The sequence below is a fragment of the Streptomyces sp. NBC_00582 genome, from assembly GCF_036345155.1.
Taxonomy (GTDB): Bacteria; Actinomycetota; Actinomycetes; order Streptomycetales; family Streptomycetaceae; genus Streptomyces.
In genome coordinates, this window is the sequence record NZ_CP107772.1 from 7,435,760 (window position 1) to 7,457,058 (window position 21,299).

The following is a 21,299-nucleotide window of genomic DNA, read 5'->3' on the forward strand; positions in this document are numbered from 1 at the left end:
GCCGTGTCCCCCCAATTCTTGCCGATTCCGCTTGCTTGGAGCCCACTCCAAGGTCATAGCGTGGAGGCCATGACGGTGTTGCAGACCACGCCCGTGACCACCGAGCAAGCCCCGAGCCCCGCAGACGTCTGCTCCGCGCCACCACCGCGGCATCCCCGCCCCGACGGGCAGGACAGCTACACGATCAGCGAGGTCGTCGCGTTCACCGGCCTGACGGCGCACACCCTGCGCTGGTACGAGCGGATCGGGCTGATGTCCCACATCGACCGCTCGCACACCGGCCAGCGCCGCTACAGCAACCGCGACCTGGACTGGCTCGATCTCGTCGGCAAGCTGCGGCTGACCGGGATGCCGGTCGCCGACATGGTGCGCTACGCGGAGCTGGTGCGCGAGGGCGACAGCACGTACGGCGAGCGGTACGCGCTGCTGGAGGCGACCCGCCGGGACGTCACGGCCCGGATCGCCGAGCTCCAGGACACGCTGGCCGTGCTCGACCGCAAGATCATGTTCTATTCGGACGCCGCGCGCGTCCAGGCGTACGAAGGTGAGAGGACCCCCCGATGACCGACAGCAGGATCCCGACCGTGCGACTCGGCGAGAACGGCCCCGAGGTCGGTGTCCAGGGCCTCGGCTGCATGGGCATGAGCTTCGCGTACGGCCCCTCGGACGCGGACGAGTCCCGGGCCGCCCTGGAGCGCGCCCTGGAACTCGGCGTCACCCTGTACGACACGGCGGACGCCTACGGCGCCGGGGAGAACGAGCGGTTCCTCTCCCCGTTCTTCAGGGCGCACCGCGACGAGGTCGTCATCGCCACCAAGTTCGCCCTGTCGATCCCGGCGGACGACCCCACCCGGCGGGTCGTCCGCAACGACGCCCCGTACATCCGCGAGGCCGTCGAGGCGAGCCTGAAGCGGCTGGACGTCGACGTCATCGACCTCTACTACATGCACCGGCGCGATGTGGACGTGCCGATCGAGGACACCGTCGGGGTGATGGCCGAGCTGGTCCGCGAGGGCAAGGTCAAGCAGCTCGGGCTGAGCGAGGTGACGGCCGCCGAGCTGCGCGCCGCGCACGCCGTGCACCCGATCGCCGCCCTGCAGTCGGAGTGGTCCCTGTTCAGCCGGGACATCGAGGCCAAGGTCGTCCCGGCCGCCGCCGACCTCGGCGTGACCCTGGTCCCGTACTCCCCGCTCGGCCGCGGCTTCCTCACCGGCTCCTTCAGCGACGCAGCCCAGGACCTCACCGCCGACGACTACCGCCGGACGCAGCCCCGCTTCACCGGCGAGAACGCGGCCGCGAACGGCGCCCTGCTGGAGCCGGTCCGCGCGGTGGCCAAGGCCCACGACGCGACCCTCGGCCAGATAGCCCTGGCGTGGGTCCACCAGCGGAGCGAGGTCCACGGCCTCCCGGTGGTCCCGATCCCGGGCACGCGCAAGGCGTCGAGGGTGGAGGAGAACACGGCCGCGGCGGCGATCCGTCTGACGGCGGAGGAACTGGCGCTGCTGGACCCGATCGCGGCCCAGGTGGCGGGCGACCGTTACGCGGACATGCGGTTCGCCTCGGCCGGCCGCGAGTAGTCACAGCTCGGAGAGCAGTTCCGCCTTCTTCGCGGAGAACTCGTCATCGGTCACCAGCCCGGCCTGATGGAGTTCCCCGAGGTGCCGGATCCGTTCGGCGATGTCCGAGGGATCGCGACGTGGGCCCGTGACCGAGGCCACGGGCCCACGCCTGCGTACGGCGGCCAGGACCGCCGCCGCGAACGGCAACGACTCGTGCACCGGCCCGTACCCCAGCCCGAACACCACCGTCCCCGGGTCCTGGTCGGCCTGCGCCGGCGCGTTCTCCCCCCGCACCAGCCGCAGATGCCCCTCGAACACCTCCGGCGACCGCCACTCGACCCCGCTCAGCTCGGACACGGCGAAGCTCTGGTCGCCGGCTTTCCACTTCGCCGACGACGCGCCCGTCCAGAACCACCGGAACCGCACGGTCCGCCCGTCGAAGGACGCCTTTGCGTCGTACGCCTTGAAGGACAGCGGCGCCTGTGGCGGAGGCACGAGGAACCGTTCCGCCGGGCCCGGCTCCTTCTGCTCCTCCAGCCGGGACCGCAGCTCGTCGGCGTAGTACTCCGCGAGCACCTCCCGCTCGGCGGGCAGCACCAGCCGGTAGGGGTCGGACCCGTCCTTGAGCTGTCCCGCCGCCGCCTCCATCAGCGGGTCCGCCCCCGCCCGCGGCTCCGCGCGCAGCACGACGGTCCCGCGCCTGCCGGGGGTGAGCGTCACCCCGGACAGCGCGGCGAGCGGAATCCTTCGTTCACCCAGCGCCGCGAGCAGCCTGGGTGTGCGCATCCCCCGTTCGTAGCGGATGAGGACGGAGTCGGACTCGAACTCCCAGGCGGCATGAAATCCGGCCAGTACGTCACCCATGCGGCTCATCGTATGCGGGACACGCATCTTCGTCCCCTCCTCACGCGCGCCGCAATTCCTGCGTCTCTACGCGCGTCCAGCCGTGGTCGTGTCGGACAAATCCTCCCGGCAGACGCCGGAGTCGTCGGCGCACCGCACCGAGCGGTACGCGCCAGTGCCGATGTCGGCGAGGTTGCGCAGGCTGTCGGTGCCGGGCACGAAGTAGCCGCCGTGGCCCTGCGCGTCCTGCGAGGACAGCACCCGCGCCCCGAACGCCCGCGCCATCGGATCCTCGCCGTGCCCGAGCCCGCCGACCTCCAGATGCGGGACGTCCCCCACCCAGTCGTCGGCGTCGCGCATCGCCCACACCCGGGCGTCGGTGCCCAGCTCGGCCGCCTTCTCGACCCGCATGCCGGGGCTGCCGGCCACCGCGATATCGGTCACCCGGGCCGGCAGGGTGTGCGCGGCGACCCCGCACAGCACCGAGCCGTAGCTGTGGCAGAACAGCGAGACCGGCGAGGTCCCCGGCAGGGCGCGCAGCAGGGCGTTCAGGCGTACGGCGCCGTTCTCCGCCCGCATCGCGGTCGCCGAGTCGATGCCGAGGCCGTCGGGGGAGGTGTAGTCGGCCCAGGCGATCACGGCCGTCCGGGTCGAGGGGCGCGCCTCGCGCTCGGCCGTGTACAGCGCCTCGGCCATGCCGACGGGCGCGGAGTACTTGCGGTTGGTGCGCTGGAAGGTGAGCAGATCGGTGTCGACGCCGGGGACGACGACGGAGACCCGCTCGGCGGTGTCCAGGTCGCCGAAGACCTCGGCGGCCCGGCCCGAGCCCTCCGGGTCGAAGGCCAGGATGTGCCGGTCCGTGCCGCTCATCGCCTCGAAGCGGTGCATGCGCCGCCCGGCCTCCTGCTGCCCGGCGGGCGTGAGCCGGCTGTCGTGCATCCGTTTGCGCTCCACCCGCGCCTGCTGGCGCAGCGCGATCCGGTTGGCGCGGTAGCGCAGCTCGACGGGGGCGCCGTTCATGTTGCCGACGGCGAGCGCGTAGTCGTGCGCCAGCTCGGTGCGCTGGGCGGCGGTGAGGGAGGCGAAGAAGCGGGCGACCCCGTTCGCCGCCGCGTCGGTGTCCGGCAGCGCGCGGCCGTCGATCCGGCCGTGCTCCCAGGCCGAGCGCGAGGCCTTCAGCGCGGTGGTCCCCTGGTGGTGGCGTACGGCGGTCCAGCCGGTGGTCGCCAGCATCACGAACACCACCGCCAGGGCGGGGAGAGCGCGCCAGAGGCTCAGTTGCGGGGAGGTGTCGAAGGAAGTCACTGGGAGGACACACTAGGAGAACGAGAGGGTCTCAGGTTAATAAAGTGGCGGGGATCACGTTTCGACCGGCGTGTCGATGGTCATGAACCCCTTCAGGCCTCGGAACCCTCGAGATCTCCCTCGCGCCAGCTGCCGAGGAGATCGGGCGCCAGCCGGTCGAGGTACCGGGTCGTCAGCGCGTGGATGCCGGCCAGGCTGAACTCGCCCCCCGCCCGCGCCACCCACTGCCGCTCCGTCACCCGCATCACTCCGCTGAACACCGCCACCGCGAGCCGCGGCCGCGGATCGGTGTCCGCGTCCAGCCCCTCCCGCTCGGCGATCACACCCGCGAGGGTCTCCTCGACCTCGGTCGACCGCCGAAGATACGCGGCGAGCAGCACCGGCGTCGACTCGATCACCCGGTACATCCGCAGATACAGCTCCACGGGTACGACGCTCTCCACGACCTCGTTGATCGAGGACCAGCCGTCCAGCACGGCCTGGCGCAGCGCCTCCATCGGCGGCTCGTGGGCCGGACGCTCGCGCACGGCCTGCACGAACCGCTCCACGGTCAGCTCCACCAGGCCCAGCGCGGCCTCCTCCTTGCCGGCGAAGTAGCGGAAGAAGGTGCGCTGGGAGACGTCGACGGCCTCGGCGATCGCGTCGACGGTGGTGTGCTCGTAGCCCCGCGACACGAACAGCTCGACCGCGGCCCGCAGCAGCGCGTCCCGGGTGCGCCGTTTCTTGCGTTCGCGCAGCGACGGTTCGTGCAGAGTGTGCATAGGTGTCAGTTACTGACTTGTGAACTCGTTTGTCAATTGTCAGTCGCTGTCCTTAGCCTCGACCGCATGACTAGTCAGACCACCATCGACACGACGGGGTCGGGGGACAAGGCGTCAGCAGCCCCGTCGGACCTGCCGCCGGCCCAGGGGCTGCGCGGCCACCCCTGGTTCACCCTCATCACCGTCGCCGTCGGGGTCATGATGGTGGCCCTCGACGGCACCATCGTGGCCATCGCCAACCCGGCCATCCAGAAGGACCTGGGCGCCACGTTCGCCCAGGTGCAGTGGATCACCAACGGCTACTTCCTCGCCCTCGCGGTCTCCCTGATCACCGCGGGCAAGCTCGGTGACCGCTTCGGCCACCGCCAGACCTTCCTGATAGGCGTCGTCGGCTTCGCCGCCGCCTCCGGCGCGATCGGGCTCTCCGACAGCATCGCGCTGGTCGTCACGTTCCGTGTCCTGCAGGGCCTGTTCGGCGCGCTGCTGATGCCGGCCGCGCTGGGCCTGCTGCGGGCGACCTTCCCGGCCGAGAAGCTCAACATGGCCATCGGCATCTGGGGCATGGTCATCGGCGCCTCCACCGCGGGCGGCCCGATCCTCGGCGGTGTCCTCGTCGAGCACGTGAGCTGGCAGTCGGTGTTCTTCATCAACGTGCCGGTCGGCCTGGTCGCCCTCGTCCTCGGTGTGCTGATCCTGCTCGACCACCGCGCGGAGAACGCGCCCCGCTCCTTCGACCTGCTCGGCATCGCGCTGCTGTCGGCCGCGATGTTCTGCCTGGTCTGGGCCCTGATCAAGGCCCCGACCTGGGGCTGGGGCGACGGCAAGACCTGGGCGTTCGTCATCGGCTCGGTGCTGCTGTTCGCCGCCTTCGCGTTGTGGGAGACGAAGGTCGCGGAGCCGCTCATCCCGCTGGCGCTGTTCCGTTCCGTACCGCTGTCGGCGGGCGTGGTCCTGATGGTCCTGATGGCCATCGCCTTCATGGGCGGTCTGTTCTTCGTGACGTTCTACCTGCAGAACGTGCACGGCATGAAGCCCATCGACGCCGGTCTGCACCTCCTGCCGCTCACCGGCATGATGATCGTCGGCTCCCCGCTCGCGGGCGCGCTGATCACCAGGCTGGGCCCGCGCATCCCGCTGGCCGGCGGCATGGCGGCCACCGCGATCGCCATGTACGGCATGTCCACGCTGCAGACGGACACCGGCAGCGCCGCCATGTCCCTCTGGTTCGCCCTGCTGGGCCTCGGCCTCGCCCCCGTCATGGTCGGCGCCACCGAGGTCATCGTCGGCAACGCGCCCATGGAGCTGTCGGGTGTGGCGGGCGGCCTCCAGCAGGCGGCCATGCAGATCGGCGGCAGCCTCGGCACCGCCGTACTGGGCGCCGTGATGGCCTCCAAGGTCGACAGCGACCTGCCGTCCAACTGGACCGCGGCGGGTCTGCCCGAGCTCACCCCCGCCCAACTCGACCAGGCCTCCGAGGCCGTCCAGGTCGGGGTGGCGCCGGTGACGCCCGAGACGCCGGCCGAGGTCGCCGCGAAGATCACCGACGTCGCGCACGACACCTTCATCTCCGGTATGAGCCTCGCCTCTCTGGTCGCGGCCGGAGTGGCGGTCGTCGCCGTGTTCGTCGCGCTCCTCACCAAGCGCGGCGCGAACGCGGAGGCGGGCGCGGGAGTCGGCCACATCTGAGGCTCCTCCGAGCCTCGGCGAAGCCCGTGTACCGGGGGCGAACTTGACGCGTCGTCAACGCGATTCCCCTATCAGGGTGACAACGCTAAAGGTCCCTCGCCTCCGGAACACGCCACGGGTCACAGTTGGCCAAGCCCTCCGGATGGGAGGACGACCAGGGCTGCGCCGCGCTGCCGGAGGGGGACGGCGCGCCGCGGCCCTGGCCCGTGCCCGGCGGGCATGAATCGCGAGCGGTGGGTACCCGAGCATCGAAACATCCCCGGAGAACAGGGAGTTGACGATGGCCGGCTTTGGACACGGCACGCGCAGGTACCCCCGCTCACCTGGCCGCACCAGGTCAGGGGCCGGGCCGGATCGCGCGACGCTCGGAATCGTCGGCCTCGTCTGCGCGGTCGCCGGCTTCTTCGCCCTGGGGATCGTCCTGGGGCCCGCGGCGATCGTGTGCGGCTGGTTGGCCATGGGCCGCAGCTGGTCGGGTTCCCGGCCGGTCCCGGCCCTGGTCGCCGTCGTGCTGGGCGCCATCGACACCCTGCTGGCGATCATCTGGCTGGCGGGTGCGGCGACACCGGGGTCCGGGCTGCTGTGAGGGGCTCGCCCTCCTGAGCCCCGTTCCTGAGCTCCGCCACCTCCGCCCGCAGCGCCCGCACCTCCTCGGTCAACGCGAGGATCGCGGCCGTCTGGGCCCGCTCCTCCACGTCGTCCTTCTCGAAGCGCTCGATGAACCAGGCGGCGATGTTGGCGGTCACCACACCGAGCAACGCGATGCCGGACAGCATCAGCCCGACCGCGATGATCCGGCCCATCCCGGTGGTCGGCGCGTGGTCGCCGTAACCCACCGTGGTCATCGTGGTGAACGACCACCACAGGGCGTCACCCAGCGTGCGGATGTTCCCGTTCGGCGACTCCCGTTCCACCGACAGCACGGCGAGCGACCCGAACATCAGCAGCCCGACGACCACCCCCGCGACATACGTCGTCACCTGGATCTGCGTGGCCATCCGTGCCCGCCGCCCCAGCAGCAGGAGCGTGGAGACGAGCCGCAGCAGCCGGAGCTCGGCGACGAGCGGGAGCACCACCGCGCACAGGTCCAGCCAGTGGGTGCGGACGAACGTCCGCCGGTCGGGCGCCAGAGCCAGCCGCACCAGGTAGTCCGTGGCGAACGCCCCCCACACCACCCACTCGACCACCGTGCACGCGGCCCTCGTCGCATGACCGGCCGACGTGTCCACGATCGGTACCGCGTAGGCGACCGCGAACACCAGGGCGAGGGCCAGCAACGGCCGTTGGCTCAGCTCTTCCCAACGCTCCTGCGCCGTACGTGCGTGCATGAGGGCATCGTAAAGAATACGTAAGGGGTGGTGGAGCCACCGGCTCCACCACCCCGTCGTGCGCTATGCGCTACGCGTCGCCCCCGGCGGCCCCCGGGTCCGCCGCCGACACGTCGAGGAGCTGGTACCGGTCGATCGCCTGCTTCAGCACCGACCGGTCGAGCTTGCCCTCCCGCGCCAGCTCGGTCAGCACCGCCACCACGATCGACTGCGCGTCGATGTGGAAGAACCGGCGGGCCGCGCCCCGGGTGTCGGCGAAGCCGAAGCCGTCCGCGCCCAGCGACTGGTACGTCCCCGGCACCCACCGGGCGATCTGGTCCGGCACCGACCGCATCCAGTCCGAGACGGCCACGAACGGCCCCTCGGCCCCGGACAGCTTGCGGGTCACGTACGGCACCCGCTGCTCCTCCTCCGGGTGGAGCAGATTGTGCCGCTCGACCTCGACGGCCTCGCGCCGCAGCTCGTTCCAGGAGGTCGCCGACCAGACGTCCGCCTTGACGTTCCACTCCTCGCCGAGGATCTTCTGCGCCTCGACGGCCCAGGGCACGGCCACACCCGAGGCGATGATCTGCGCCGGGACGGACCCCGCCGAGCCCCGGCTCAGCCGGTGGACGCCCTTGAGGATGCCCTCGACGTCCACGTCCGCCGGCTCGGCCGGGTGCTGGATCGGCTCGTTGTAGACGGTGAGGTAGTAGAAGACGTCCTCGCCGTGCGGATGCTCCGCCGAGCTGCCGTACATCCTCCGCAGCCCGTCCTGCACGATGTGCGCGATCTCGTACGAGTACGCCGGGTCGTACGCCACACAGCCCGGGTTCGTCGACGCGAGGAGCTGCGAGTGGCCGTCCGCGTGCTGGAGCCCCTCACCGGTCAGCGTCGTCCGGCCAGCGGTCGCGCCCAGGACGAAACCACGCGCCAGCTGGTCCGACATCTGCCAGAACTGGTCGCCGGTGCGCTGGAAACCGAACATCGAGTAGAAGACGTAGACCGGGATCAGCGGTTCGCCGTGCGTGGCGTAGGACGAGCCCGCCGCGATGAGCGAGGCGGTGCAGCCCGCCTCCGAGATGCCGTCGTGCAGCATCTGGCCGGTCGGCGACTCCTTGTACGCGAGCAGCAGATCGCGGTCCACCGACTCGTACTGCTGGCCCAGCGGGTTGTAGATCTTCGCGCTCGGGAAGAACGAGTCCATGCCGAACGTGCGGTACTCGTCCGGCGCGATCAGCACGAACCGCTTGCCGAGCTCCTTGTCCCGCATGAGGTCCTTCAGCAGTCGTACGAACGCCATGGTGGTGGCGATCGACTGCTGGCCGGAGCCCTTCTTCACGGTCGCGTACGTCTTGTCGTCCGGGAGCGCGAGCGGCTTGGAGCGCACGACACGGGTCGGGACGTACCCGCCCAGCGACTTGCGCCGGTCGTGCATGTACTGGATCTCCTCCGAGTCCCGCCCGGGGTGGTAGTACGGCGGCGCGCCGGACTCCAGCTCCTGGTCGGAGATCGGCAGGTGCAGACGGTCGCGGAAGCCCTTGAGGTCGGCCACCGTCAGCTTCTTCATCTGGTGCGTGGCGTTGCGGCCCTCGAAGTTCGGGCCCAGCGTCCAGCCCTTGATCGTCTTGGCGAGGATCACCGTCGGCTGGCCGGTGTGCTCCACGGCCGCCTTGAACGCCGCGTAGATCTTCTTGTGGTCGTGGCCGCCGCGCCCGAGGTGCAGGATCTGGTCGTCGGTCATGCCCTGGACCATCGCGCGCAGCCGGTGGTCGTCGCCGAAGAAGTGGTCGCGGATGTACGCGCCGGACTCGGTGGCGTACGTCTGGAACTGGCCGTCCGGGGTCGTGTTCATCTTGTTGACGAGGATGCCGTCCCGGTCCTGCGCGAGCAGCGGGTCCCAGGTGCGGTCCCAGATCAGCTTGATCACGTTCCAGCCGGCGCCCCGGAAGACCGACTCCAGCTCCTGGATGACCTTGCCGTTGCCGCGCACCGGCCCGTCGAGCCGCTGGAGGTTGCAGTTGACGACGAACGTCAGGTTGTCCAGGCCCTCACGGGCGGCGAGGGACAGCTGGCCCAGCGACTCCGGCTCGTCCATCTCGCCGTCGCCGAGGAACGCCCACACCCGCGACTTCGAGGTGTCGGCGATCCCGCGCGCGTGGAGATAGCGGTTCATCCGCGCCTGGTAGATCGCGCCGATCGGCCCGAGGCCCATCGACACGGTCGGGAACTCCCAGAAGTCCGGCATCAGCCGCGGGTGCGGATACGAGGACAGGCCGTACGGCGCCTTCGACTTCTCCTGGCGGAACGCGTCGAGGTTCTGCTCGCTGAGCCGGTCCAGCAGGAACGCGCGCGCGTAGATGCCGGGGGAGGCGTGCCCCTGGAAGAAGACCTGGTCGCCGCCGTCGCCCTCGTCCTTGCCGCGGAAGAAGTGGTTGAAGCCGACGTCGTAGAGGGAGGCGGAGGACGCGAAGGTGGCGATGTGGCCGCCGACGCCGATGCCGGGCCGCTGGGCCCTGGACACCATCACGGCCGCGTTCCAGCGGGTCGCGTTGAGGATCCGGCGCTCGATCTCCTCGTTGCCCGGGAAGAACGGCTCGGCCCTGGTGGGGATGGTGTTGACGTAGTCCGAGCTGCGCATCTCCGGCACGGCCACGCGCTTCTCGCGGGCGCGCTCGATCAGCCGCAGCATGAGATAGCGGGCCCGCTCGCGGCCGCGCTCGTCGATCGCGGCGTCGAGGGAGTCGAGCCACTCCTGGGTTTCCTCGGGATCGAAGTCAGGAACCTGACTCGGAAGGCCGCCAATGATGATCGGGTTGCGATCGGATCCGGAAGCCACGCTGTTCCTTACTCTCGCTGTTAATCTCGCTGGTTCTCCAGTATCTGCACCGCCCCCATCGTGTACCTCGGAAGCCCAAACGTCATCTCTACCCCGGGGTAACCGGTACCTGTTCGAGTCTCGTACCCTTGGATGGTTCTCAAATACGCAAACGGGGCAGATAGGTGTGGTGTGCGTCACCATCCGTCCCGATGGCGTGCCTGGAGTTGCGTCGACACGGCCAGGATCGTCACCGTTTCGGCGGTCTCGACCGCCGGGTACTTGCGCGATCCGCCCCGCCCGTGTGGACTACGGCCAATGCTTCGCGCACGCGCGTGGCTGAGTTAGTTCCCAAGACATGATCAGGAGGCAACCCGTGAGCGCGACCGCGGACCACGCGGAGGAGCGGACTAGCCCTGCCGTCAGGCTGGGTTTCCAGCCCGAGCAGGTGGTCCAGGAGATCGGCTACGACGACGACGTCGACCAGGAGCTCCGCGAGTCCATCGAAGAAACCATCGGCGGCGAGCTGATGGACGAGGACTACGACGACGTGGCCGACGCCGTGGTGCTGTGGTTCCGCGACGAGGACGGCGACCTGACGGATGCGCTGGTGGACGCCACCACGTACATCGAAGAAGGCGGCTCGATCCTCCTCCTCACGCCGAAGACCGGCCGTGACGGCTATGTGGAGCCGAGCGACATCTCGGAAGCCGCGACGACGGCGGGCCTGTCCGCCTCCAAGAGCGTCAGCGTGGGCAAGGACTGGAGCGGCAGCCGGCTGGTGACGCCCAAGGCCGCCAAGTCCAAGAAGTGAGGTGACCCGGACGGGCCCGGCCGCGTGCCCGGCCCGTCCGACGGCTTCGGGCGGCGGCTGCGTAGGGTGTTCTCACCCAGACAGCCCCACCCGAAGGGACATCCCCGCGATGGCGATCCAGGTCGGCGAAAAGGCCCCCGACTTCGAGCTCAAGGACAATCACGGCGCCACCGTGAAGCTCTCCGACTTCCGTGGCGAGAAGAACGTCGTCCTGCTCTTCTACCCCTTCGCCTTCACCGGTGTGTGCACCGGTGAGCTGTGCGAGGTGCGCGACAACCTGCCCCGGTTCGCCGACCGCGACACCCAGGTGCTCGCCGTCTCCAACGACTCCATCCACACCCTGCGGGTCTTCGCCGAGCAGGAGGGCCTGGAGTACCCGCTGCTCAGCGACTTCTGGCCGCACGGCGAGGTCTCCCGCGCCTACGGCGTCTTCGCCGAGGACAAGGGCTGCGCGGTGCGCGGCACCTTCGTCATCGACAAGGAGGGCGTGGTCCGCTGGACCGTCGTCAACGCGCTGCCGGACGCCCGCGACCTCGGTGAGTACGTCAAGGCGCTCGACACCCTCTGAGCCCCTGCGGCCCCCGTCGTGGCCGACACCGGTGATTCATCGGCCCCAGGGCCTGCGTGGGGCGGGAACCCGTCACTAGGATCGACTCGTTGATCCGATAGATCCGTTATCCACGCACGACGGGGCTCCCCGCCCCAGGACACCAATGGAGGACTCGTGGGAGTCAGCCTCAGCAAGGGCGGCAACGTATCGCTGACCAAGGAGGCCCCCGGCCTGACCGCGGTCATCGTCGGTCTGGGGTGGGACGTCCGCACCACGACCGGCACCGACTTCGACCTGGACGCGAGCGCGCTGCTGCTGAACACCTCCGGCAAGGTCGCCAGCGACGCCAACTTCGTGTTCTTCAACAACCTCAAGAGCCCCGACGGCTCCGTGGAGCACACCGGCGACAACATCACCGGTGAGGGCGAGGGCGACGACGAGCAGATCAAGGTCAATCTCGCGGCGGTGCCGGCCGACGTCGAGAAGATCGTCTTCCCGGTGTCGATCTACGACGCCGAGAACCGCCAGCAGTCCTTCGGCCAGGTCCGCAACGCGTTCATCCGCGTGGTGAACCAGGCCGGCGAGGCGGAGATCGCCCGCTACGACCTGAGCGAGGACGCCTCGACGGAGACCGCCATGGTCTTCGGCGAGCTCTACCGCCACGGCGCGGAGTGGAAGTTCCGCGCCATCGGCCAGGGCTACGCCTCCGGCCTGCGCGGTATCGCGCAGGACTTCGGCGTCAACGTCTGAGCCGCAGGGCGCCCGAAGGATTCACCCTCGTCCGGCGTCGCACCGTTTAGGGGCGGCGCCGGACGCGCAGGACAACCGAAGAAGCAACATCCAGGGGAGGACCAGGATCATGGGCGTCACGCTCGCCAAGGGGGGCAACGTCTCCCTGTCCAAGGCCGCGCCGAACCTCACACAGGTGATGGTCGGGCTCGGCTGGGACGCGCGCTCCACCACCGGAGCCCCCTTCGACCTCGACGCCAGCGCGCTGCTGTGCGCCGGTGGCCGGGTCCTCGGGGACGAGTGGTTCGTCTTCTACAACCAGCTCAAGAGCCCGGACGGCTCCGTGGAGCACACCGGCGACAACCTGACCGGTGAGGGCGAGGGCGACGACGAGTCGATCCTGGTGAACCTGCCCAAGGTGCCCGCCCACTGCGACAAGATCGTCTTCCCGGTCTCCATCCACATGGCCGACGAGCGCAACCAGACCTTCGGCCAGGTCTCCAACGCCTTCATCCGCGTCGTCAACCAGGCCGACGGCCAGGAGCTCGCCCGATACGACCTGAGCGAGGACGCGTCCACCGAGACGGCCATGATCTTCGGCGAGCTCTACCGGTACGGCGGCGAGTGGAAGTTCAGGGCGGTCGGCCAGGGGTACGCGTCGGGCCTGCGGGGCATCGCCCTGGACTTCGGCGTGAACGTCTCCTAGCGCTTTATGAGCAAAAGCCGGTCCCCCGTGGCCTGCGAAGGGGGCGGGACTAGACTTCGGCTTCAAAGTTTCGTAAAGCCGAGTACGGCGCGGGGGAGACCCGTACACACAGGGATTGGGTAGCCAGTGCTTCTGAAAACCTTCGGCTGGTCGTTCGCGGTCACCGCGCTCGGCCTGGCCGCTGCGGTCTTCTACGGGGGGTGGGAGGCCTTCGGCATCGTGGCGATCCTCTCCATCCTCGAGATCTCGCTGTCGTTCGACAACGCGGTGGTCAACGCCGGAATCCTGAAGAAGATGAACGCCTTCTGGCAGAAGATCTTCCTCACCGTCGGCGTGCTCATCGCGGTCTTCGGCATGCGGCTGGTCTTCCCCGTCGTGATCGTCGCGATCAGCGCCAAGATGGGGCCGGTCGAGGCCGTCGACCTCGCGCTCAACAACAAGGACCGCTACCAGGAGCTCGTCACCGACGCGCACCCGGCGATCGCCGCCTTCGGTGGCATGTTCCTGCTGATGATCTTCCTCGACTTCATCTTCGAGGACCGGGACATCCAGTGGCTGCGCTGGATCGAGCGCCCGCTCGCCAAGCTCGGCAAGGTCGACATGCTGTCGGTCTGCATCGCCCTGATCGTCCTGCTGATCACCTCCTTCACCTTCGCCACCCACGCCCACCAGCACGGCGGCGGACATGTCGACAAGGCCCAGACCGTCCTGATCGCGGGCATCGCCGGTCTGATCACCTACATGGTCGTCGGCGGTCTCTCCGGCTACTTCGAGGACAAACTCGAGGAAGAGGAGGAACGCGAGCACGAGGCGGAGGAGGAAGCCGCGCGCAGCGGCAAGCAGAAATCGCCGGTCCTGCTGGCCGGCCAGGCCGCGTTCTTCATGTTCCTCTACCTGGAAGTGCTGGACGCGTCCTTCTCCTTCGACGGTGTGATCGGCGCGTTCGCCATCACCAACGACATCGTGCTCATGGCCCTGGGCCTCGGCATCGGCGCGATGTACGTCCGTTCGCTCACGGTCTACCTGGTGCGCCAGGGCACCCTGGACGACTACGTCTACCTGGAGCACGGCGCGCACTACGCGATCGGCGCCCTCGCCGTGATCCTGATGGTCACCATCCAGTACGAGATCAACGAGGTCATCACCGGTCTCGTCGGCGTCGTCCTGATCGCCTGGTCCTTCTGGTCCTCCGTACGCCGCAACAAGGCGCTGGCGGCGGCCGAGGGAAAAGCTGAGGGCTCGGACGAGAAGACCGAGGTCTCGTCCGGGGTGTAGACACCGATGCGGAGCCCGGTTGTGTGAACCGGGTTGCGCCGAGGAACGCTCTGTGCGGGGCGGTCGGTGAGGACGCTGTCCTCACCGGCCGCCCCGCCGGTATGTCGTGCGGGACACATGATCGGGAATCACGGTCGAGAGACGTGGGGGCGGGAATGGGCTTCTTCGACGGGCTGCTGGGGAGCCGTACGGCCGAGTTCGACTCGGGCAGCGCGGCGACCAACGCGATCGAACTCACCAAACGGCATCACTACGTCTCCCTGACCAAACAGGGCGCGGCCACGGGGAACCTGCGGGTCAACCTGACCTGGCGGATGCGGACCTCGGACATCGGCGGCCCCCAGCGGGAGAGTCTGCTGCGGCACCCCTTCAAGGCACTGAAGCCGCCGGAGGTCATCGGGCACAGCCAGAGCATGGTCAACGTCGACCTCGACCTGGGGTGCCTGTACGAGCTGGCCGACGGTACGAAGGGGGTCGTACAGCCGCTCGGCGGGCTGCTGGGGGACGTCAACGCGCCGCCGTACGTGAAGCTCAGTGGGGACGACCGGTTCGGGTCGGCGTCGGGGGAGACGATGTACGTCAACCTCGACCACCGGGACGACATCAAGCGGCTGCTGGTGTTCGTGTACATCTACGACCAGACGCCGGCGTTCGACCGGACGCACGCGATGGTGACGCTGTATCCCAGCAACGGGCCGCGGATCGAGATAGGTCTCGACGAGCGGCACCCGCAGGCCCGGTCGTGTGCGGTCGTGATGATCGAGAACGTGAAGGGGGAGCTGGTGGTGCGGCGGGAGGTGCGGTTCGTGTACGGGTTCCAGGCGGAGCTTGACCGGTTGTACGGGTGGGGGTTGCAGTGGGGGCGGGGTTACAAGACGAAGGTCGAGAAATAGGCGCCCACCGAGGGCGGGGTGCTGTGGTCTCGCGGCTGACTGTTTCGTCTGCGGCCGGTCGCGCCCACGCGGCGGAGCCGCATATCGATACAGCCCCGCGCCCCTTGGGTCTCTCCGGTCACCGGCCGATGAATTGCGGGCCCTGCGGGGGGAGCTGGAAAGCACCGTCCGGGTAGGCGTAGCCGTGGGTCGGGAGGTTGTTCGGGTAGCCGTAGGCCGGCTGTTGTTGCTGGTGGGGGACCTGGGACGTGGGCTGTTCCGGGGGGAGGGGCTGGGAGAGGCTGGGGGTGGGGGGCAGCGGGGCGGGGTCCGAGGGGTCGGCCGCCTCCTCCGACTCGTCCACCGAGATGCCGAAGTCCGTCGCCAGGCCCTTGAGACCGTTTGAGTAGCCCTCGCCCAGGGCGCGGAACTTCCAGCCGTCCCCGCGGCGGTACAGCTCCCCGCAGATCAGGGCCGTCTCCTCGCCCGTCTCGGGACGGATGTCGAACGTGGCGATCGGGTCACCGTCGGCCGCCCCGTCGTACAGCAGGATGCTGAGCGACCGTACGGTGTCGAAGGCGACGCCGTCCGCCGAAGCGACCAGCAGAATCTGACCGACGTCGGGCTCGACACCGGCCAGATCTGTCTGGATGGTGTCGGTGAGGCCCTCGGCACCCCGCTTCTTGCCGAGCCGCCAGACCTTCCCGGAAGGGTGCCGGGGCTGGTTGTAGAAGACGAAGTCCTCGTCGGAGCGCACGCGGCCGTCGGGGCCGAGGAGCAGCGCGGAGGCGTCGACGTCCGGGACCCCTTGCCCGGGCGTCCAGCGCAGTACGGCGCGTACCGTGGTTGCCTTGAGCGGGACGTTGGACCCCTTCAGCATCGCGTGCGTCATGCGGTCATCCTGCCCTCTCGGTCCTGATCACGACAACGCGGGGTACACGACCCCACAAGGGAACCCACACGGGCGAGTTACCTGAAATTCATGCCCGGGGGGAACCCCTGACATGGACTTCTACGTACTATTACCGGCCACCTCAGATGGAATCCACAGCCCGACCTTGTAACACGGGGGAGATTTATGCGTCATTTCGGGCACCTCGCCCCAGAGGTGCGTCAGCGCCTCTTCCACCGGGAGCCGTGCGTCTTCGACGCCGACTCTCCGGCCAGGGTGCTCTCCGCGGCCCTGGGCGCCACGCTCTACAGCCCGGCCACCCGGCCGCGGCTGGCCGACGACATCGTCAAGCAGACCGGGCGCGGCGTGGTCTCGATGGTGCTGTGCCTGGAGGACTCCATCGGTGACGAGGACGTCCCGGCGGGCGAGGAGAACCTCGTCCGGCAGTTCGCCGACCTCGCCGGACGTCCCGAGCCGGTACGGCCGCTGCTGTTCATCCGGGTGCGCACACCCGAGCAGATCCCCGACCTGGTCGGCCGCCTCGGCCCGCACGCGGGCCTGCTGAGCGGGTTCGTCTTCCCCAAGTTCACCGAGGAACGGGGCATCCCCTTCCTGGAGGCCCTCGCCGCCGCCGAGCACGCGAGCGGCCGCCGCCTCTTCGGCATGCCCGTCCTGGAGACCCCCGAGCTGATGTACCGCGAGTCCCGGGTGGACGCCCTCGAGGGCATCGCCCGCGCGGTCGACAAGTACCGGAACCGGGTGCTGGCCCTGCGCCTCGGGGTGACCGACTTCTGCTCCGCCTACGGTCTGCGCCGGGCGCCCGACATGACCGCCTACGACGTCCAGATCGTCGCCTCCGTGATCGCCGACGTGGTCAACATGCTGGGCCGCGCCGACGGCACCGGGTTCACGGTGACCGGGCCTGTGTGGGAGTACTTCCGGGTCCCGGAGCGCATGTTCAAGCCGATGCTGCGGCACAGCCCCTTCCTGGAGGGGCAGGCGGTGGAGCTGCGCGAGAGACTGATCGAGCACGCCATGGACGGGCTGCTGCGGGAGATCTCCCTCGACCAGGCCAACGGCCTGCTCGGCAAGACCTGCATCCACCCCTCCCACGTGCCGGCCGTGCACGCGCTGTCGGTCGTCAGTCACGAGGAGTACAGCGACGCGGCGGACATCCTGCGGCCGGAACGCGGCGGTGGGGGTGTCCTCAGGTCGCAGTACACGAACAAGATGAACGAGGTGAAGCCGCACCGCGCCTGGGCCGAGCGCACCATGCTCCGGGCCGAGGTCTTCGGTGTGGCCAACGAGGACGTCAGCTTCGTCGACCTGCTCGCCGCCGGCATCCCCGGCTGAATCCACCTCACTCTCTAGGGACGCATGAACAACGCAGTGAACAACGGGGTCTGGTCCGGGACCTGGGTCGCCGAGCGGCTCGGCGTCGAACTCGTGGGCGACGACACGCTGAGGGACCTCCTGGGGCTGGCCCTGCGCCGCAACCCCAAGCGGGCGCACCTGCTGGTCTCCCACGTGCTGGGCAAGCACGTCCCGCAGTCCCCGTCCGTCGTGTACGGCCATGGCGTCGCCCTCGGCCGCCGGGTGCGCGCGCTGCTCGGCCCCGAGGCGGCGGACGCGGTCGTCCTCGGCTACGCGGAGACCGCGACCGGCCTCGGCCACTCCGTCGCCGACGGCCTCGGCACGGCCCCCTGTCTGCACTCCACCCGCCGCCCGGTCGCCGGTGTCGCCCGGGCGGGCGGCTTCGAGGAGTCCCACTCCCACGCCACCTCCCACCTCCTCCTCCCGGAGGACCCGTCCCTCCTGGTGGGCGACGGCCCCCTGGTCCTGGTCGACGACGAGTTCTCCACCGGCAACACGGTCCTCAACACGATCCGCGACCTCCACGACCGCTACCCGCGCCGCCGGTACGTGGTCGTCGCCCTGGTGGACATGCGCTCACCCGCGGACGCGGCCCGCCTGGACGCGTTCGCGAGGGAGATCGGCGCGAGGGTGGACCTGGTGGCGGCCGCTTCGGGCACCGTACGTCTGCCCGACGGCGTGCTGGAGAAGGGGCAGGACCTCGTAGCCAGACATGGGGGCGACTCCCCGGGGGCGCGGGGAACCGCGCGGTCAACCCCCACCGGCCCGCAGCCGACACACCACCGAGTCGACCTCCGCTGGCCCCAGGGTCTCCCCGACGGCGGCCGCCATGGCTTCACCCCCGCGCACCGGACCCGCCTGGAGGCCGCCCTCCCGGAGATGGCCGCCCGCCTGGCGGAGGCGATACCTGAGGGCGCCCGAAGCGCCCTCGTACTCGGCTTCGAGGAGCTGATGTACGCCCCCCTCAGGCTCGCCCGCGAGCTGGAGCAGATCGTGCCCGGCGAAGTGCGGTACTCCACCACTACCCGCTCGCCCGTCCTCGCCGTGGACGACCCCGGCTACGCGATCCGCAGCCGAATCGTTTTCCCCGCCCATGACGACCCCGCCGACGGCCCCGGTGAGCGTTATGCCTATAACGTCGCCGGTGCCGGCTTCGACGCCGTGATCGCGGTCGTCGACTCCGTGGCGGACACCCCCGCCCTGCACGCCCCCGACGGCCTTCTCGCCCAGCTCGCCGCGCACACCCCGCACGTGGTCCTCGCGGTCGTACCGTCGTACGTCCCCGAGCCGCTGTACGCAGCCGCACTGCCCGAAAAGAGACCCGCCATGCTGCCCGAGCCCCTCCGCGGCCCCGCCTTCTCCTCGTACGCGCCCGAGGAGGTCGGCTGGCTGCTCCAGGACCTCTCGGACGTGACGCTGGAGGCGCCGACCGAGGAGCGCGAGGAGGCCATCCAGAGCGGCGGCGCGCACTACGCGGAGTCCCTGCCGGTCGAGTACCAGCCGAGCGAGCAGTACCAGGAGCTGTTCCAGGCGGCACTGGAGATCTCGGCGGCGCGCATCGCACAGGCCGTCGGCGTCGTCACGGAGACCGTGATCGCCGAACGCTCCCCGCGGCCCGTGCTCGTCTCCCTCGCCCGCGCCGGCACCCCCGTCGGCGTCCTGATGCGCCGCTGGGCCCAGTTCCGGCACGGCCTCGACCTGCCGCACTACGCCGTGTCGATCGTGCGCGGCCGGGGCATCGACGCCAACGCGCTGCGCTGGCTGGCCGCCCACCACGACCCGCGGGACGTGGTGTTCGTGGACGGCTGGACCGGCAAGGGTGCCATCACCCGGGAACTGGCGGCGGCGGTCGAGGAGTTCGAGGCGGCGGGCGGTGCGGCCGGGTTCGACCCGGAGATCGCGGTGCTGGCGGACCCGGGCTCGTGCGTGCGGACGTACGGCACCCGGGAGGACTTCCTGATCCCCTCGGCGTGTCTGAACTCGACGGTGTCCGGCCTGATCTCGCGGACGGTCCTGCGGGCCGACCTGGTCGGTCCCGACGACTTCCACGGCGCGAAGTTCTACCGGGAGCTGGCCGGCGCGGACGTCTCGGTCGCCTTCCTGGACGCCGTCTCGGCCCGCTTCGGGGAGGTCGCGGAGGCGGTGGCCGCCGCGGTGAAGGAGCTGGTCGCCGGCGACCGTACGCCCACCTGGGAGGGCTGGGCGGCCGTCGAGCGGATCAGCGAGGAGTACGGCATCCACGACGTGAACCTGGTGAAGCCGGGTGTGGGCGAGACCACCCGGGTGCTGCTGCGCCGGGTGCCGTGGAAGATCCTGGCGCGGGCCGGGGCGGGCGCGGACCTCGACCACGTACGGCTCCTGGCGGAGCAGAGAGGGGTGCCCGTGGAGGAGGTCGGCGAGCTGCCGTACACCTGCGTGGGCCTCATCCACCCGAAGTACACGCGCGGGGCGACCGGCGCCGACGGCAAGGCGGTGGCGGTCTGATGGCGATGCTGGTGGCGAGCGACCTCGACCGTACGCTGATCTACTCCCCGTCGGCGCTGGCGCTGACCATGCCGGACGCGCGGGCGCCCCGGCTGCTGTGCGTCGAGGTCCACGAGGCGAGACCGCTGTCCTTCATGACGGAGACGGCGGCCGGGCTGCTCACCGACCTCGGGGACGCGGCGGTGTTCACGCCGACGACCACCCGGACGCGCAAGCAGTACCTGCGGATCAATCTGCCGGGGCCGGCCCCGAAGTACGCGATCTGCGCCAACGGCGGCCACATCCTGGTCGACGGGGTCACCGACCAGGACTGGCACACGGGCGTCCTCGCGCGGCTGGCGGAGCAGTGCGCGCCCCTCGACGAGGTGCGGGCCCACCTGGAGGCCACCGCCGATCCGCTCTGGGTGCGCAAGCACCGGGTCGCCGAGGACCTGTTCGCCTATCTCGTCGTGGAGCGCGAGCTGCTGCCCGAGGAGTGGGTGAAGGAGCTGGCGGCCTGGGCGGAGAACCGGGGCTGGACGGTGTCGCTTCAGGGCCGCAAGATCTACGCGGTGCCGAAGCCGCTGACCAAGAGCGCGGCCGTGCGCGAGGTGGCCCGGCGCACCGGCGCCGAGCTGATCCTGGGCGCAGGGGACTCCCTGCTCGACGCCGATCTGCTGCTCGCCGCCGATCTGGGCTGGCGGCCCGGCCACGGCGAGCTGGCCGACACCGAGTGGACGGCCCCCGGGATCACCGCCCTGCCCGAGCGGGGCGTCCTCGCGGGGGAGCGCATCCTGCGGGAGTTCCTGAAGACGGTCAGAGGACCCCGGTAGCCGTCACCGACCGTCAGGAACAGCAGCCGCCGCCGCAGCAGCCGCCTCCGCCCCCGCCGCCCGCACGGGGCGCGGGGGCGGCCGCCGTACCGCCCACGGACACGGTGGACAGAAGCTTCACGGAGTTCTCATGTCCGGCCGGGCAGGCCGCCGGAGCGGAGGACTCCGCCATGGGGCGGCTCAGTTCGAACGTGTTGTCGCAGGTCCGGCAGCGATACTCGTAGCGAGGCATGCCGACAGGCTAATCCCCATATGCCCGGAAGGGCGGCCCGGAGTTCCACCAGTGTTTGCTTCTGTCGAATTCTTATGTGGAGACTTTGCGAAGAGCGCTGGTAATTTGAGGGTGCCGCGATGAACCGCGAGGTCGGGGGGATTCAGGGTTTGCAGCCGAGTCCACGGCAACCATGTCAGACCCTTGTACGTCTGTACGTCTGCCTGTGCGAGCAACACGAAGGTGCGGAGGGAGACGCGTAGTGGACCAGGTGGGGCAGGGGGAGGAGCCCCAAAGGCCG

General features: G+C 69.9%; 20 protein-coding genes. 13 read left to right on the forward strand and 7 right to left on the reverse strand.

Annotation, left to right across the window (positions count from 1 at the left end):
- The first annotated feature begins 69 nt into the window (after positions 1-69).
- Together OG852_RS33665 and OG852_RS33670 are read left to right on the forward strand one after the other, a co-directional pair.
- Positions 70-564 (forward strand): MerR family transcriptional regulator, encoded by a 495-nt coding sequence (locus OG852_RS33665; protein WP_133909760.1) that lies wholly within the window; start codon positions 70-72, stop codon positions 562-564.
- Entirely contained in the window at positions 561-1,577 is a 1,017-nt protein-coding gene (locus OG852_RS33670) for an aldo/keto reductase (protein ID WP_330349912.1), read from the forward strand. The genes OG852_RS33665 and OG852_RS33670 overlap by 4 nt, the downstream gene beginning before the upstream one ends.
- Here the strand turns inward: OG852_RS33670 and OG852_RS33675 are convergent, their stop codons facing one another.
- From OG852_RS33675 to OG852_RS33685, 3 genes are all read right to left on the reverse strand, one after another.
- The gene (locus tag OG852_RS33675; protein WP_133910420.1) at positions 1,578-2,432 is read right to left on the reverse strand and encodes a DUF4429 domain-containing protein; all 855 of its coding nucleotides are present in this window, start codon (positions 2,430-2,432) and stop codon (positions 1,578-1,580) included. It lies immediately after the preceding gene.
- Positions 2,433-2,489: 57 nt separating this feature from the next.
- Entirely contained in the window at positions 2,490-3,707 is a 1,218-nt protein-coding gene (locus OG852_RS33680; RefSeq protein WP_330349913.1) for an alpha/beta hydrolase, read from the reverse strand.
- A gap of 92 nt (positions 3,708-3,799) precedes the next feature.
- Positions 3,800-4,468 (reverse strand): TetR family transcriptional regulator, encoded by a 669-nt coding sequence (locus tag OG852_RS33685; protein ID WP_330349914.1) that lies wholly within the window; start codon positions 4,466-4,468, stop codon positions 3,800-3,802.
- A gap of 66 nt (positions 4,469-4,534) precedes the next feature.
- Here OG852_RS33685 and OG852_RS33690 point away from each other — a divergent pair, with 66 nt between their 5' ends.
- Together OG852_RS33690 and OG852_RS33695 are read left to right on the forward strand one after the other, a co-directional pair.
- Positions 4,535-6,154, forward strand: a complete 1,620-nt coding sequence (locus OG852_RS33690; protein WP_330349915.1) for an MFS transporter — start codon at positions 4,535-4,537, stop codon at positions 6,152-6,154.
- A gap of 280 nt (positions 6,155-6,434) precedes the next feature.
- Positions 6,435-6,740 (forward strand): small hydrophobic protein, encoded by a 306-nt coding sequence (locus tag OG852_RS33695; RefSeq protein WP_133909765.1) that lies wholly within the window; start codon positions 6,435-6,437, stop codon positions 6,738-6,740.
- On the opposite strand, the gene OG852_RS33700 is transcribed toward OG852_RS33695, so the two are convergent.
- Positions 6,694-7,482: a potassium channel family protein gene (locus tag OG852_RS33700; protein WP_330349916.1), complete on the reverse strand. Its 789-nt coding sequence runs from the start codon at positions 7,480-7,482 to the stop codon at positions 6,694-6,696. The genes OG852_RS33695 and OG852_RS33700 overlap by 47 nt on opposite strands.
- A gap of 70 nt (positions 7,483-7,552) precedes the next feature.
- Positions 7,553-10,300, reverse strand: a complete 2,748-nt coding sequence (aceE, locus tag OG852_RS33705) for a pyruvate dehydrogenase (acetyl-transferring), homodimeric type (RefSeq protein ID WP_133909767.1) — start codon at positions 10,298-10,300, stop codon at positions 7,553-7,555.
- Between the two features lie 355 nt (positions 10,301-10,655).
- On the opposite strand from aceE, the gene OG852_RS33710 reads away from it, so the two are divergent.
- The 6 genes from OG852_RS33710 (at position 10,656) to OG852_RS33735 (ending at position 15,246) form a co-directional block, all read left to right on the forward strand.
- Positions 10,656-11,093: a DUF3052 domain-containing protein gene (locus OG852_RS33710; RefSeq protein WP_166663379.1), complete on the forward strand. Its 438-nt coding sequence runs from the start codon at positions 10,656-10,658 to the stop codon at positions 11,091-11,093.
- A 109-nt stretch (positions 11,094-11,202) separates the two neighbouring features.
- Positions 11,203-11,661 carry a peroxiredoxin gene (locus tag OG852_RS33715; protein WP_133909770.1) on the forward strand — a complete coding sequence of 153 codons (459 nt, stop codon included), beginning with the start codon at positions 11,203-11,205 and terminating at the stop codon, positions 11,659-11,661.
- A 156-nt stretch (positions 11,662-11,817) separates the two neighbouring features.
- A complete protein-coding gene (locus OG852_RS33720) occupies positions 11,818-12,393 on the forward strand; it encodes a calcium homeostasis/redox stress adaptation protein (protein ID WP_133909771.1) in 576 nt (191 codons plus the stop codon).
- A gap of 109 nt (positions 12,394-12,502) precedes the next feature.
- A complete protein-coding gene (locus tag OG852_RS33725; protein WP_133909772.1) occupies positions 12,503-13,078 on the forward strand; it encodes a TerD family protein in 576 nt (191 codons plus the stop codon).
- A gap of 126 nt (positions 13,079-13,204) precedes the next feature.
- A complete protein-coding gene (locus OG852_RS33730; protein WP_133909773.1) occupies positions 13,205-14,353 on the forward strand; it encodes a DUF475 domain-containing protein in 1,149 nt (382 codons plus the stop codon).
- A 155-nt stretch (positions 14,354-14,508) separates the two neighbouring features.
- Positions 14,509-15,246, forward strand: a complete 738-nt coding sequence (locus OG852_RS33735; RefSeq protein ID WP_133910421.1) for a TerD family protein — start codon at positions 14,509-14,511, stop codon at positions 15,244-15,246.
- A 118-nt stretch (positions 15,247-15,364) separates the two neighbouring features.
- Here the strand turns inward: OG852_RS33735 and OG852_RS33740 are convergent, their stop codons facing one another.
- Positions 15,365-16,117 (reverse strand): TerD family protein, encoded by a 753-nt coding sequence (locus OG852_RS33740; protein WP_133909774.1) that lies wholly within the window; start codon positions 16,115-16,117, stop codon positions 15,365-15,367.
- A gap of 186 nt (positions 16,118-16,303) precedes the next feature.
- On the opposite strand from OG852_RS33740, the gene OG852_RS33745 reads away from it, so the two are divergent.
- From OG852_RS33745 to OG852_RS33755, 3 genes are read left to right on the forward strand one after another with little or no spacing between them, the layout of a single operon-like run.
- Positions 16,304-17,470 (forward strand): HpcH/HpaI aldolase/citrate lyase family protein, encoded by a 1,167-nt coding sequence (locus tag OG852_RS33745; protein WP_133909775.1) that lies wholly within the window; start codon positions 16,304-16,306, stop codon positions 17,468-17,470.
- Positions 17,471-17,494: 24 nt separating this feature from the next.
- Positions 17,495-19,975, forward strand: a complete 2,481-nt coding sequence (locus tag OG852_RS33750) for a phosphoribosyltransferase (RefSeq protein ID WP_133909776.1) — start codon at positions 17,495-17,497, stop codon at positions 19,973-19,975.
- On the forward strand, positions 19,975-20,787 hold the full coding sequence (locus OG852_RS33755) for an HAD family hydrolase (RefSeq protein ID WP_133909777.1): 813 nt from the start codon (positions 19,975-19,977) through the stop codon (positions 20,785-20,787). The genes OG852_RS33750 and OG852_RS33755 overlap by 1 nt, the downstream gene beginning before the upstream one ends.
- 13 nt (positions 20,788-20,800) lie before the next feature.
- On the opposite strand, the gene OG852_RS33760 is transcribed toward OG852_RS33755, so the two are convergent.
- Positions 20,801-21,019, reverse strand: coding sequence for an FmdB family zinc ribbon protein (locus tag OG852_RS33760; RefSeq protein WP_133909778.1), 219 nt, complete (start codon positions 21,017-21,019; stop codon positions 20,801-20,803).
- Positions 21,020-21,299: the final 280 nt, after the last annotated feature.